This is a genomic window from Rhodopseudomonas pentothenatexigens (assembly GCF_900218015.1).
GTDB classification, from domain to species: domain Bacteria; phylum Pseudomonadota; class Alphaproteobacteria; order Rhizobiales; family Xanthobacteraceae; genus Rhodopseudomonas; species Rhodopseudomonas pentothenatexigens.
Window position 1 is genome coordinate 270,417 of record NZ_UFQQ01000001.1, and the last position, 12,728, is coordinate 283,144.

12 protein-coding genes are annotated in these 12,728 nt (G+C 64.7%); 5 read left to right on the forward strand and 7 right to left on the reverse strand.

What is annotated here, in order from left to right:
- Positions 1 to 286 precede the first annotated feature (286 nt).
- A complete protein-coding gene (locus tag DWA33_RS01295; RefSeq protein ID WP_114356304.1) occupies positions 287 to 1,852 on the reverse strand; it encodes an AMP-binding protein in 1,566 nt (521 codons plus the stop codon).
- Between the two features lie 78 nt (positions 1,853 to 1,930).
- Positions 1,931 to 2,395: a DUF6163 family protein gene (locus DWA33_RS01300; RefSeq protein WP_114356369.1), complete on the reverse strand. Its 465-nt coding sequence runs from the start codon at positions 2,393 to 2,395 to the stop codon at positions 1,931 to 1,933.
- Between the two features lie 189 nt (positions 2,396 to 2,584).
- Here DWA33_RS01300 and hemB point away from each other — a divergent pair, with 189 nt between their 5' ends.
- From hemB to DWA33_RS01315, 3 genes are all read left to right on the forward strand, one after another.
- Positions 2,585 to 3,637 carry a porphobilinogen synthase gene (gene hemB / locus DWA33_RS01305; protein WP_114356305.1) on the forward strand — a complete coding sequence of 351 codons (1,053 nt, stop codon included), beginning with the start codon at positions 2,585 to 2,587 and terminating at the stop codon, positions 3,635 to 3,637.
- Between the two features lie 163 nt (positions 3,638 to 3,800).
- A complete protein-coding gene (locus tag DWA33_RS01310; RefSeq protein ID WP_114356306.1) occupies positions 3,801 to 4,328 on the forward strand; it encodes an RDD family protein in 528 nt (175 codons plus the stop codon).
- 68 nt (positions 4,329 to 4,396) lie between these two features.
- Positions 4,397 to 5,173, forward strand: a complete 777-nt coding sequence (locus DWA33_RS01315) for an arginyltransferase (RefSeq protein ID WP_114356307.1) — start codon at positions 4,397 to 4,399, stop codon at positions 5,171 to 5,173.
- Between the two features lie 89 nt (positions 5,174 to 5,262).
- Here the strand turns inward: DWA33_RS01315 and DWA33_RS01320 are convergent, their stop codons facing one another.
- From DWA33_RS01320 to DWA33_RS01330, 3 genes are read right to left on the reverse strand one after another with little or no spacing between them, the layout of a single operon-like run.
- The gene (locus DWA33_RS01320; protein WP_114356308.1) at positions 5,263 to 6,165 is read right to left on the reverse strand and encodes an efflux RND transporter periplasmic adaptor subunit; all 903 of its coding nucleotides are present in this window, start codon (positions 6,163 to 6,165) and stop codon (positions 5,263 to 5,265) included.
- A complete protein-coding gene (locus DWA33_RS01325) occupies positions 6,162 to 6,377 on the reverse strand; it encodes a DUF1656 domain-containing protein (RefSeq protein WP_114356309.1) in 216 nt (71 codons plus the stop codon). The genes DWA33_RS01320 and DWA33_RS01325 overlap by 4 nt, the downstream gene beginning before the upstream one ends.
- Positions 6,367 to 8,490, reverse strand: a complete 2,124-nt coding sequence (locus DWA33_RS01330) for an FUSC family protein (protein WP_244601170.1) — start codon at positions 8,488 to 8,490, stop codon at positions 6,367 to 6,369. Before DWA33_RS01330 ends, DWA33_RS01325 begins: the two co-directional genes overlap by 11 nt.
- Before the next feature lie 50 nt (positions 8,491 to 8,540).
- Between DWA33_RS01330 and DWA33_RS01335 the strand changes: the two genes are divergently transcribed.
- Positions 8,541 to 9,467, forward strand: coding sequence for an AraC family transcriptional regulator (locus DWA33_RS01335; protein ID WP_430707853.1), 927 nt, complete (start codon positions 8,541 to 8,543; stop codon positions 9,465 to 9,467).
- Here DWA33_RS01335 and DWA33_RS01340 read toward each other — a convergent pair.
- On the reverse strand, positions 9,449 to 10,822 hold the full coding sequence (locus DWA33_RS01340) for an Nramp family divalent metal transporter (RefSeq protein ID WP_114356310.1): 1,374 nt from the start codon (positions 10,820 to 10,822) through the stop codon (positions 9,449 to 9,451). The genes DWA33_RS01335 and DWA33_RS01340 overlap by 19 nt on opposite strands.
- A gap of 265 nt (positions 10,823 to 11,087) precedes the next feature.
- On the opposite strand from DWA33_RS01340, the gene DWA33_RS01345 reads away from it, so the two are divergent.
- Complete coding sequence (locus DWA33_RS01345; RefSeq protein ID WP_114356311.1) at positions 11,088 to 11,279, forward strand: hypothetical protein; 192 nt, start codon at positions 11,088 to 11,090, stop codon at positions 11,277 to 11,279.
- A gap of 7 nt (positions 11,280 to 11,286) precedes the next feature.
- On the opposite strand, the gene DWA33_RS01350 is transcribed toward DWA33_RS01345, so the two are convergent.
- Positions 11,287 to 12,711, reverse strand: a complete 1,425-nt coding sequence (locus tag DWA33_RS01350) for a sodium:proton antiporter (protein ID WP_114356371.1) — start codon at positions 12,709 to 12,711, stop codon at positions 11,287 to 11,289.
- Between the last annotated feature and the right edge of the window lie 17 nt (positions 12,712 to 12,728).

A 12,728-nucleotide genomic window follows, 5' to 3' on the forward strand; every position in this document is an offset into this window, starting at 1 on the left:
ACCTTAAGGGGCCGCTTTGAACATCAGCTTAAATAAGACGATAAAGAGATCATGAATTTAAGACAGTGAACCGCGCATTAAGCCTGCAAATCAAGGGCTTTTTGCAACTTTTGATTCACGGATCGGCGTCGATTCAAGGGTTTTCCGGATCCCCGTGTCGCATTTGAAGACAGCTTCGTTCGAATTTGAAAGATCTGCGTAACGGATCGGCCGGACCGTCCGCGATCCGGTTAAGGTCTTCACAACCCTATCCGGACCGCGTCTCGCTAAAATGTCGGGAGCTTGTTTACGCGACGCCGCGGGTGCGGCCTTCCCAATATGGGGCACGCAGCACCTTGCGGTCGATTTTGCCGAGGCCGGTGACCGGAATCGCATCGACGAAGTCGATCGTCTTCGGCGACCACGGCGCGCCGCGCTTGTCTTTGACGTGCGCCTGCAGTTCGGCGGCGTCGTTGTTCGCGCCCGGCTTCAGCACCACGAAGGCTTTGACCGCCTCGCCCCATTTGTCATCGGGCACGCCGATCACCGCGGCGGACGCGACCGCATGATGCGCCATCAACGCATCCTCGACCTCGCGCGGATAGATGTTGAAGCCGCCGGAGATGATCATGTCCTTGGTGCGGTCGACGATATAGAGGTAGCCGTCGGCGTCCTTCACGGCGACGTCGCCGGTGTGCAGCCAGCCGCCGCGGAACGCATCTGCGGTGGCTTCGGGCCGCTTCCAATAGCCGTCCATCACCAGCGTGCCGCGCACGCAGATCTCGCCGGGTTCGCCGGGGCCGACTTCGCGCATCTCGGAATCGAACAGCCTGACGTCGAGCAGCGGGCTCGGCCGTCCGCAACTGCCGAGACGGCCCGGCTTGGAGTCGTCGTGGTCGACCTTGCGCATCGTGGTGATGCATTGCGGCGCCTCGGTCTGGCCGTAGAGCTGCACGAAGATGTTGCCGAAGATCTTGATGCCCTCGCGCAGGCGGTCCGGCGACATCGGCGCCGCGCCATACACGATCATGTCGAGTGACGACAGGTCGTGACGCACCCTCACCTCCGCGGCGTCGATCAGCGCGTAGATCAGCGTCGGCACCAGGAACACCGCGGTGATCCTGTCTTCGGCGACCACACGGCAATACGACTCGACCTCGAAGCCCTGCACCAGCCGCGTGAAGCCGCCGCGCATCATCACCGGATACACCGTGACGCCCGCGGCGTGGCTGATCGGTGTCGCGGCGAGGTAGCGGATCTCGGCGGGCCAGTCCCAATCCGAATACAGGATCACCGCCATCGTGGTCAGCGCGCGATGCGGGATCATCACGCCCTTGGAGCGGCCCGTGGTGCCGCCGGTGTAGGCCAGCCAGGCGATCTCCGAGGTCGCGCTGTCGTCGACCAGCGGCGCCGGCTGCACCGCAGCGAAGCCATCGAGCAGGTCGCGGGCGCCGTTGACAGCGCCGAACGACAGCAGATGCTTCAGGCCCGGCACGCGGGCGCGGATCGCTTCGCCGCGCGCGGCGAACTTGCCGCCTTCGACGATCAGCGCGTCGATCTCGGCGTCCTCGATGATGAAGGCGTGGTCGTCCTCGGCGGCCATCGGGTGCAGCGGCGTGTAGCGCATCCCCATCACCGTCGCGGCGCAGATCGCCGCCCAGGATTCGGCGCGGTTCGACGACAAGATCGACAGCGCGCTGCCCTTGGCGAGGCCGCAGTCGCGGAATAGCGTGATGAAGCGGCCGATCGCCTCGCCGAGCTCGCGGTAGCTCCAGCGGATGCTGCCGTCGGCGATCGCCGGCCGGTCGCCGTAGCGCGCGATCGCGTTGACGATCAGGCTCCCGCCGGTGCCGCCGGAATGAAGCTGGTCCATGGATGTCCCCCCTTTTTTGTTGTCGTTGTTGTTGATACGGCGCCGCCTTGCGTGATGCGGCACCGCTCGCCGCACGCGCTATGGCGGGCGTTCGCGCGCTGCCAACCAGGCCAACGCCAGATAGGCGGCGAGCAGCACCGCTTCGCCGAGCACGACGACAAGGCTGCCGCCATAGATCGCCGGGAACATCAGCTCGATGACCGCCATCGACACCACGGTGGTGAGCCACACCACGGCGCCCCACGGCGTCGCCAGCCACAGCCCGACTGCGGCGACCAGTTCGATCACCGCGAAATAGATCGTGGCGGTCTGCCAGGCCATGGTCTGGACCTCGAAGGCGTCGTCCTCGCCGCCGACGAAGCCGGTGATCTGCGCCCAATGGTACAGCCCCTTGGCGACCGACAGCACCGCCATCACCCGCAGGAACAGCACCAGCCGCCGCGTCCAGTCGTTGTCGTGGTTGTCGGGCCGCTCCGGCGAAATCGCCGCGACGGAAATCGCCTGGTCGCGCGGCGGTGGTTCGCGTGTTTGGAGTTCGGACATGCGGCTCGGCTGCTGCTCGGCGGATCGGTCGGGTTCGCCGAGAGTCTTGGCCCGCCGCAGCAGCAAAATCAATCGGCTGTGATGGCCGCGGAACCGACGGATTGCGCCAAATCAACAGCGCCGTGACGCGGGGGTGTCAAAATGCTATTTTCCGTGAACACAGCAGAGCCTGCAGGGAGAGTTGGCACCATGGCGATCAAGTTCGGCCGTCCCATCGAGATTCGTGATCCCTCGACTCGGCCCGCCGCTCCGCCGCTCGATCTCACCATCCGTCCGCGCCGCAACCGCAAGACCGAGTGGGCTCGCCGGCTGGTGCGTGAGAACGTTCTGACCACCGATGACCTGATCTGGCCGATGTTCGTGATCGACGGCACCAACCAGCGGGTCCAGGTCGCCTCGATGCCGGGAGTCGAACGGCTCAGCGTCGACCAGATCGTGCGCGACGCCGAGCGCGCCGCCAAGCTCGACATCCCGTGCATCGCGCTGTTCCCGTTCACCGAGCCGTCGCTGCGCGACGAGCACGGTACCGAAGCCTCCAATCCGGAAAATCTAGTCTGCAAGACCGTCCGCGCGATCAAGAAGGAGTTCCCCCAGATCGGCGTGCTGTGCGACGTCGCGCTCGATCCCTACACCAGCCACGGCCATGACGGCCTGATCGAGGACGGCCGAATTCTCAACGACGAGACCGTCGCGGTGCTGGTGCAGCAGTCGCTGGTGCAGGCCGAGGCCGGCTGCGACGTGATCGCGCCGTCGGACATGATGGACGGCCGCATCGGCGCGATCCGCGAGGGGCTGGATGCCGCCGGCTTTCTCGACGTCCAGATCATGGCCTATGCGGCGAAATACGCCTCCGCGTTCTACGGCCCGTTCCGCGACGCGATCGGATCAGCCAAGGCGCTGACCGGCGACAAGCGCACCTATCAGATGGACCCGGCCAACACCGACGAGGCGATCCGCGAAGTCGAACTCGACCTCGCCGAGGGCGCCGACATGGTGATGGTGAAGCCCGGCATGCCGTATCTCGACATCGTGCGCCGGGTGAAGGAGACCTTCGGGGTGCCGACCTTCGCCTATCAGGTGTCGGGCGAGTACGCGATGATCGCCGCCGCCGCCAACAACGGCTGGCTCGACGGCGACCGGGCGATGATGGAAAGCCTGCTCGCCTTCAAGCGCGCCGGCGCCAACGGCGTCCTCACCTACTTCGCCCCGGCTGCGGCCGAGAAGCTGCGGCAGCAGGGCTGATTTTTCGCCCGGCCCGGCCGCGGCCTGTTGCTGATTCGCCAGCCTACGGGCGGCGCGATGGACGGTTTGTAATGTCGCGGCAGCCTTGCAAGCCGCGCAGGCCGTCGCCATGTCGAGCCGGACGATCGCTCCGGTTCGGGAGCGTGCAACGGGGAGCAGGCTGATGGCTGACTATGGTGGGAGTGGCTGGCGCGGCGGCGACGTGCGGCCGGCGGCGTTCGACCCCTGGCTCAATCCGGAACTGTTTCAAGGCGTCCTGACCAAGCGAGTGTTCGCCTTCCTGATCGACCTCGTCGTGCTCGCCGTCCCGGTGGTGGTAGTGACGGTGTTCATCGCGATGTTCGGGCTGGTGACGCTCGGCATCGGCTGGACGCTGTTCTGGCTGGTATCGCCACTGTCGGTGATCTGGGCGCTGGTGTACTACGGCGCTTCGCTCGGCGGTCCGTACTCGGCGACCATCGGGATGCGGGCGATGGGACTGGAGCTGACCACCTGGACCGGCGAGCCCGGCTATTTCGTGCTCGGCGCCGCCCACGCTTTCCTGTTCTGGCTGTCGCTGTCGATGCTGACGCCGCTGGTTCTGCTGGTCGGCCTGTTCAACGGCCGCCGTCGGCTGCTGCACGACATCGTGCTGGGAACCGTGATTATCAACAGCACCGTGCCCGCCTCGCAGCCGGCGCGCTCCTACTAAGGGCGAAAGCGATTGACCGGCGGCGGACGCAAGGCGATGCTGGGCGGGTTGGAGGCCGACGACCCGACGTGACCCAGCACTCGCGCGACACCCCGCAATTCTATCTGACGGCCCCCTCGCCGTGCCCGTATCTGCCGGGCCGCCACGAGCGCAAGGTGTTCACCCATCTCGTCGGCAACAAAGCCGGCGAGCTCAACGACCTGCTGACCCATGGCGGTTTCCGCCGCAGCCAGTCGATCGCCTACCGTCCGGCCTGCGACCATTGCCGCGCCTGCGTGTCGGTGCGGGTGGTCGCCAACGAGTTCAAGCCGTCGCGCAACCAGCGCAAGATACTTGCCCGCAACGCCGACATCGTCGGCGAGCAGCGCAATCCGGTGCCGACGTCCGAGCAGTATTCGGTGTTCCGCGCCTATCTCGACCAGCGCCACCGTCACGGCGGCATGGCCGACATGACGGTGCTCGACTACGCGATGATGGTCGAGGACAGCCACGTCCAGACCCGGCTGATCGAGTATCGCAAGCGCACCCCCGACACCGGCGTCACCGGCCGCGGCGGCGAACTGATCGCAGCGGCGCTGACCGACGTACTCGGCGACGGACTGTCGATGGTGTATTCGTTCTACGAACCGAACGAGCAGCACCGCTCGCTCGGCACCTTCATGATCCTCGACCACATCGCCCGGGCGCGGCGTCTCGGCCTTCCGTACGTCTATCTCGGCTATTGGATCGAAGGCTCCAAGAAGATGGACTACAAGGGCCGCTATCTGCCGCAGCAGCGGCTGGCGCCGAGCGGCTGGCTGCGCATCGACGCTTCGGGCGAGATGCAGCCCGAGCCGCAGGACTAGTTCGGGCCTTCCGACATTTTTCCAGCCTGTCGGGTTGGTCCCTCCTCCACCAATGGCAGGCGACGGAACGACAGCAACGGAAGCATGCATCATGGCTGGCGATTCGCCTTCGCCTCGACGTCGGCGGGAATGATCTCGATGGTCGCCGTCATTCCCGCGGCCAGTTCGACGCCGGACGGGACTTGGTCGATATGGATGCGCACCGGGATGCGCTGGGCGAGACGCACCCAGGAAAACGTCGCTGCGACATTGGGCAGGCCGAAGCGACCCGGCGCTTCGCTGCTGTTTTCGATGCCGCGGCCGATGCTCTCGACATGTCCCGTCACGGGCTGATCAAACCCCATCAGTTTGATCCGCACCGGCGCCGCCACACGAATTTGCTGAATCTTCGTCTCTTCGAAATAGCCGGTGATCCAGAAACTGGCGCCATCGACAATGGCGACATTCGTCGCCCCAGCCGTCGCATAATCACCGGGTCGAAGTTTCAGGTTGGTGACGTAGCCATCGACCGGGGAGCGAATGATGGAGCGCGCAAGATCGAGTTTGGCCAGCTCTTGTGTCGCCACCGCCGCCTGATAGGCCGCCGCGGCCATGGCCGCTGCCCCGCTCGATTGCTGGACCGCTTCCTGTGAGACCACATCGTTGAGTTTGAGCTGCCGCTTCCGCTGAGCGGTGGCTTGCCGCACGACCATATCCTGGTATTTCGCCTCGACGTCAGCCTCTGCCAGCGCCACGGCCAGTCGAAGCCGCTCCGGGTCGATTTCGTAAAGAACGTCGCCACGTTTCACATACTGATTATCGGTTATCCGCACGGTACGGATCGTCCCGGAGACCTCCGGCGCGATCTGGACCACATCCACGCTGACCCTGCCATCGCGTGTCCAGGGCGTGCGCTCGTAATGACGCCATGCTTGCAGGCCGACAAAGCCGGAGACAACGGCCAAGGAGATGGTCAGGGCATAGCGGCTGAGCACGGACAGAAACGATTTCACGATATTGGTCCGATCAGTGGAAGATACTGCGCGAGAACACCGTAGATGATGAGGAAGGTGGCGATTTCGACAAGCGGTCGATACGCGAACAGGCGCAGGATGCCGATGGTGGTACAGAGACGTATCACCGCCATGGTCGCGATCAGCGCGACGAGCGCGAGGACCACCAGGCCTGGGATGAAGACGCCCGCCACATTCAAATCAACGATCATGGGCCGGATCTTCCTCGTGCGCCGTTGCGGTGAAGCCCAGTGCGAAACGCAAGTCGATCAGCAGATCGAGTATCCGCCACCGACTGTTGTGTGAGCTTGCCGCCACCATTGCCATCAACGCCTCGATGCGGCGGTCGAGATCTGCGAGCTCGGCAGGCGACGTCGATCGCCTGACGCTGAAACACGCGGCGATCGTGGAAAGAAGGCCCCGTAGTGCCGCGCCGGCCCCGCCCTTGACCTGGGGGACAATCTTGCGAAGCTGGCCGGCGATGTGACCGATGCGAAGAAGGCGCAGCGTATCGTCAAGGACGTCGGTATGGGTTTTTCCGACCGCCCGCTGCCTCGGCAGCAGCAGCGCGGTCCGATCAATCATCAGGCTCGTCCAGCGCGCTTCGTTCGGCGCGCCGCCCAGAGCGCGGCGACCGACGTCCCGCCGACTGAGGCGAAGCAGCCGATCGATCGCAACCTCCAGCGGCACAGTCTGGAAGATGGACATGCTGACCGCCGCGAAGCCAACTGCTATGAACAGCGCGATCGCGGTATTGAGGAAAGCGGCAAAGTCAGCGGTGTACGTGGTGCCCAGTCCCGCCAGGATCGGAATCGTGAGAGTGATCCCCATCGCCATGAACGTCGTCGGCACTCGGGCCTGGAGAGAGCCCGCAATCAAAAACGCTGGGGCGAGCACCGCGACGAGAACTGCGAAATTCGTGACCTGGGGAAGGATCGCGAAGCTGTAGACGAGGCTTATCAACACTCCCCAGATCGAGCCCACGATATACTTGACGACGAACGGCACAGGCGCGTCGAAGTTGCCGAACAAGGTGCAACACACGCCGAGAATCGAGACCGCCGTTCCGCCCTCCGGCCAGGCCGACCACATCCAGAAGGCGCAACCGCTGAGGATGGCGACGATGGAGCCAAGCGCAGCGCGAGCCGCCATCCATGGATCGCGGTGATAGACGTAACCCTTGGCAGGCTCGGACTCGTAGAGCGACACCGCTTTCGGTGAGCGCGCCCCGGTGATCATGCTCCGATCGAGCCTGTCGCAGTCGTGTATCAGGCCGATCATTTCCGCCAGATGGCCGGCAAGGTTGGCACCCACTCGATCGACAGGCGTCGTTGCATGTTTGGTCAAACCAGCCTGGACCGAGCGCGCGCGCCCGATCAGCCGAGCTGCCGCGGTTTCGTCCTGGCCGGCCTCAGGGGCTGCGATCCAGGCCGCTACATCAGTGACCAATGCGGTCAGTTCGTCGGCCTGATCGCGGTGACCTAGTCCGAGCGTGCGGACACGGTCTTCGATCTCGGTTGACAGTGGAAGCAACCGGGCAAGCCGGTCGTGAATCAGTTGCAGCGTCTCGCGCCGCAACGTCGCAGATCCGGGATCATACGGCAGATGCGTCGCAAGTCCCCGCAGCATCAGGAGATCGGCCGCGAGTTGATGACGATCGTTGCGGTTGTCTTCCGGCGTTCCCGCCAGCGCGAGGCGCGCAATCCGGCGGGCGTCCTGCAGCGTCGCCGACAGCTTGCCGGCGAACTGGCCCTTCATCGACTTCGGCAGGACATAACGATGGATCAGAACGGCGCAGAGAATCCCGATGGAGATTTCCTGGACGCGCAGGGATGCCGTGTCGAAAACTGCGCCGGGATCGAGCACGCTGGGAAAGCCGATCAGGCTCGTCGTGTAGCCGGCAAGAACAAAGGCGTACGCCCGCGGCGTGCGATCCAGCAGCGAGAGAAACAGACACCGACCGATCCAGCCGGCGAGGATGACGCTGCACACGATCGGGTCGTTGACGAAATTCGGAACGATTGCGACCGTCGCAACCGCGCCCACCAAGGTTCCGACGAAGCGATACACGCCGCGGCTGAGCGAAGCTCCCGCGGACGTCTGAGACACGACGTAGACCGTCACGATCGCCCAGAAAGGTTTGGGCAGCGCGAGTTGCAGCGAGATGTAATAGGCCAGCATCGCCGCGGCAAAACTCTTCACCGAAAACAGGATCGCATCGGCGTCCTCCTTCGTGCCGGGCTGGCCGAGAAAGGTCGTCAGCGCCTGGCGCGCTGCTCGGCAGGTCTGGGGAGAATCGGGACGTCCCGACGGCATCTCGTTCATGACGCCAGTAGTGACTGATTTGCATAAGCGAATAAATTCGCTATTACGACATGAAATCCCTAAAATCGGTCATTCTCATGCCTGCGGTACAATCTGTCGTTTCCGTTTTCGATCCGGACCTGACGCGTCTGCCCGCAGTGGCCCACAAGCTCAGTTTTTCGGACCACGCGGCGGAAGTGCCTTTGCATGTGCATCGAAAGGGGCAGTTGATCCTCGCCCTGCACGGAGCCGTCACCTGCACGGCCGGCAACGAAATCTGGATCGTGCCGCCCAATTGCGGGGTATGGATTCCTGGCGGCGTGCCGCACAGCGCACGCGCAACTGCCAATGCGCAGCTCAACTACCTGTTCGTCGAGCCGGAAGCGGCGGACCTGCCCGCTTCGAGTTGTACGCTTTCGATTTCTCCGCTGATACGAGAAATGGTCGAGCGCCTGGCAGAGGAGCGTGCGGACTATCATGCAGACAGCCACGCGGCCCGAATGGCGCGCGTGCTGCTGGACGAACTCGCGGAGATGCCGCGCGAGCGGTTCAACCTGCCGATTTCCAGCCATCCGAAGATCCGGGCCATCGCCGACGCTCTGACAGCGGAGCCATCCGATCGCAGGACCTTGAGCGATTGGGCAAAGCGGATCGCGATGAGTGAAAGATCGCTGGCGCGGCTGCTGATCCGCGAGACAGGACTGACGTTCGGACGCTGGCGACAGCAGCTGCACCTCGTCGTCGCCCTTCGGGAACTTGCGAGCGGCGAAGCGGTGCAGAACGTTGCGGCCGGACTTGGCTACGAGTCGGTCAACGCCTTCATCACCATGTTCAAAAAGGCGCTTGGAAGCACTCCCGCTCAATACTTCGCGCAACGTCACGCCCCCACGAAGGCAGGCTCGAATGAGCAGAACCGTGTTGACCAAACGCCGGTTCTACTCGACCAGCACAACCGCGGCTCTGGGATTTCGTCTGCGCACTACCCGCCGGTCGCGTAGTCGAACACCAGCTTGATATTCAGCGCGATGATGATCGCGGCGATCATCGCGGCGGCGACCGACAGCCAGCGCGGCGCGACGAACTCGCCCATCTTGGCTCGGCTGGCGGTGAACATCACCAGCGGCACCACCGCGAATGGCAGTTGCAGGCTGAGTACCACCTGACTGAGGATCAGGAGCTGCCCGGTGCCCTTTTCGCCGGCGATGATGGTGACCACTACCGCCGGCACAATCGCGATCAGCCGCGTCACCATCCGGCGCAGCCACGGCTTGATCCGGAACTGGATGAAGCCTTCCATCACGATCTGGCCGGCCAGCGTGGCAGTGACGGTCGAATTCAGGCCGCAGGCGAGCAGCGCGATGCCGAACAGCGTCGGCGCCAGCGTCGAGCCGAGCAGCGGCGCCAGGAAGGCATGGGCCTGGTCGAGTTCGGCGACATCGGTCTGGCCGGCGTGGTGGAAGGTCGCCGCTGCCAGGATCAGGATCGAGGCGTTGATGGTCAGCGCGAAGGTCAGCGCGATCGTCGAGTCGATCGTGGCGAGCTTGATCGCCTCGTGCTTCTCGGCCGGGCTGTGGCCGAAGCCGCGGGTCTGTACCAGGCCGGAGTGCAGATAGAGGTTGTGCGGCATCACCGTGGCGCCGAGGATGCCGAGCGCCAGATACAGCATGCCGGGCTCGGTCAGCACCCGCGTGGTCGGCGCGAAGCCGCGGATTACCGCTCCCCAGTCCGGATCGGCCATCGCGATCTGGATCGCGAAGCAGGCCGCGATCACGCCGAGCAGCGCCACCACGAAGGCTTCGATCCAACGGAAGCCGAACGCCTGCAGCGCCAGCACCAGGAACACGTCGGCTGCGGTGATCACGACGCCGAGCTCGAGCGGGATGCCGAACAGCAGGTTGAGCCCGATCGCAGTACCGATCACTTCCGCAAGGTCGGTCGCGGTAATGGCGATCTCGGCCGATAGCCACAGCGGCCACGACACCCAGCGCGGATAGGCGTCGCGGCAGGCCTGGGCGAGATCCCGGCCCGCGCCCACACCGAGACGCGTGCACAGCGACTGCAACACCACCGCCATGATGTTCGACACCAGCGCGACCGTCAGCAGCGCATAGCCGTATTTCGAGCCGCCGGCGAGAGAGGTCGCCCAGTTGCCGGGGTCCATGTAGCCGACCGCGACCAGATAGCCGGGGCCGAGGAATGCAATCAGCTTGCGCCAGAATGGCCCTTTGGCCCGGGTCGGGATGGTACCGAACATCCCGGCCAGCGACGGCTCGCCCGGCGAAAGGCGCCATCCCGTGGTCTGCTCCGGTGTCGGCGCTGGGTCTGAGGTCATCGGGGGCGATTTTGCATCCATCGCATCACAATGCAGCCCGGCTATTTTTGATGCAAGTAACTTGCATTAGCAACAAGGCAACCCTGCACTGCTGGTGGTGAATCTCGTCTTTCAATACGTCCCGCCCACCGAGTCGCAATACTGCGCGCACCGAGGCTGCCACAAACTGCGCCACTGGTCATTGATCGTGCTTCGGTCCGGCGCGCTGACATTTCCGTGGCGCCGGTGTTCCCTTCCTCGCAATTCCGGCTTCCCGTCCGGCCGGAAATGGCGCAGAAGGTCGCCCATGACGAGTCAGGTTCCAGAGCGGATGTCGTTCGGCGGGTTTCTGCGGTGGGCGACGACCCCACCCCAGGCCTATCTGATGTATTTCGTGTGCGTCGTGCTGGTCGGCGGGGTGTCGTTCTACGTCGGCACCTTGAAGCCGCGGCACACCCCCGGGCTTCCGCCCGCCGCTGCGGCTCCACACGGCAAGTAGCGCGCGCTCAGTGCAGCTGCAGGTTCGGCACGATCGGCAGGAACGTGAGTAGCAGAAACAGCGGGATCAGCACCGCGCTCACCCGCAATGCGTAGCCGAAGAACCCCGGCATCTTGATGCCACGCTCGGTGGCGATGGCATAGACCATGAAATTCGGCGCGTTGCCGACATAGGTCAGCGCACCCATGTAGACCGAGCCCATCGAAATCGCCGCCAGCGTGCCGGCGAGCGGCCCCATCAGTTCGGCGGGCCGGCCTCCTGCGAGCTCGAAGAACACCAGATAGGTCGGCGCGTTGTCGAGCACCGCCGACAGCAACCCGGTGAACCAGAAATACGGCACCTCGCGCGGCGTGCCGTCGCTCGCCGTCACCGCTTCCAGCAATGGCGCGAACAATCCGGTCCTACCGGCCTGCAGCATCGCCAGCACCGGGATGATCGCGACGAAGATCCCGGCGAACAGCTTGGCGACTTCGCGGATCGGCTCCCAGGTGAAGCCGTTGGCGGAGCGGTGTTCGTCGGCGGTCCACCACAGCGACAGCAGCGCCACCACCACCAGCACGGCATCGCGCACCAAGTTTTGCAGCGCGACCTTGGTGCCGTAGACGTCGAACTCGATGCCCGGCCGCCACTGCGCGCAAGCCAGGATGGTGGCGATGATGCCGGCGATCAGCAGGAAATTGATCCCGCCGCGAAACCCGATCGGCTGTTCGGCGGTCTTGGCGGGCGGATCGTGCCGGGCGTACCACAGATCGAGCAGATAGAAGATCGTCAGCAGCATGCCGGCGACGATCAGCGTCTGCTGCCACAGATGCTGCACCGGCCAGAAGAAATCGATCCCGCGCAGGAAGCCGACGAACAGCGGCGGATCGCCGAGCGGCGACAGCGCGCCGCCGATATTGGCGACCAGGATGATGAAGAACACCACGACGTGGACGTTGTGGCGCCGCCCGGCATTGGCGCGGATCAGCGGCCGGACCAGGATCATCGCCGCGCCGGTGGTGCCGATCAGGCTGGCGCAGGCGGTGCCGACCGCCAGCAGGCCGGTGTTCAGCAGCGGCGTCGCCCGGATCGTCCCGGTGACCAGGATCCCGCCCGACACCGTGAACAGCGCGAACAGCAGCACGATGAAGCTGAGATATTCAGCGAGCAGTGCATGAATCAGCGACGCCAGCGCGCTCTGCCAGCCGTACACGATCGCGATCGGCGTCAGCGCCAGCGCCGCCCATGCCGCGGCGATCTTACCGTAATGCGCGTGCCAGACTTTCGGAAACAGCAGCGGCCCGAGCGCAATCGACAGCAGGATGCCGGCGAACGGCACGCCCCACGCCCAGCCGAGCGCGGCGCCGTCGAGCTCCGCCGCCTGGGCCGGTGAGGACAGCATCACCAGCAACACCGGCAGCAGCAGACCGGATCGGGAGCAGCGTTCGAACATCGCGTCCAATCAATGCA

Excerpts from the sequence above, each read along its gene's own strand:
- DWA33_RS01335 (WP_430707853.1), top strand. The coding sequence starts at position 8,541 with ATGAAATCCCTAAAATCGGTCATTCTCATGCCTGCGGTACAATCTGTC.
- DWA33_RS01340 (WP_114356310.1), bottom strand. The coding sequence starts at position 10,822 with ATGGATGCAAAATCGCCCCCGATGACCTCAGACCCAGCGCCGACACCG.
- DWA33_RS01300 (WP_114356369.1), bottom strand. The coding sequence starts at position 2,395 with ATGTCCGAACTCCAAACACGCGAACCACCGCCGCGCGACCAGGCGATT.
- DWA33_RS01325 (WP_114356309.1), bottom strand. The coding sequence starts at position 6,377 with ATGATCGTTGATTTGAATGTGGCGGGCGTCTTCATCCCAGGCCTGGTG.
- DWA33_RS01330 (WP_244601170.1), bottom strand. The coding sequence starts at position 8,490 with ATGAACGAGATGCCGTCGGGACGTCCCGATTCTCCCCAGACCTGCCGA.
- DWA33_RS01295 (WP_114356304.1), bottom strand. The coding sequence starts at position 1,852 with ATGGACCAGCTTCATTCCGGCGGCACCGGCGGGAGCCTGATCGTCAAC.
- DWA33_RS01350 (WP_114356371.1), bottom strand. The coding sequence starts at position 12,711 with ATGTTCGAACGCTGCTCCCGATCCGGTCTGCTGCTGCCGGTGTTGCTG.
- DWA33_RS01310 (WP_114356306.1), top strand. The coding sequence starts at position 3,801 with ATGGCTGACTATGGTGGGAGTGGCTGGCGCGGCGGCGACGTGCGGCCG.
- DWA33_RS01345 (WP_114356311.1), top strand. The coding sequence starts at position 11,088 with ATGACGAGTCAGGTTCCAGAGCGGATGTCGTTCGGCGGGTTTCTGCGG.
- hemB (WP_114356305.1), top strand. The coding sequence starts at position 2,585 with ATGGCGATCAAGTTCGGCCGTCCCATCGAGATTCGTGATCCCTCGACT.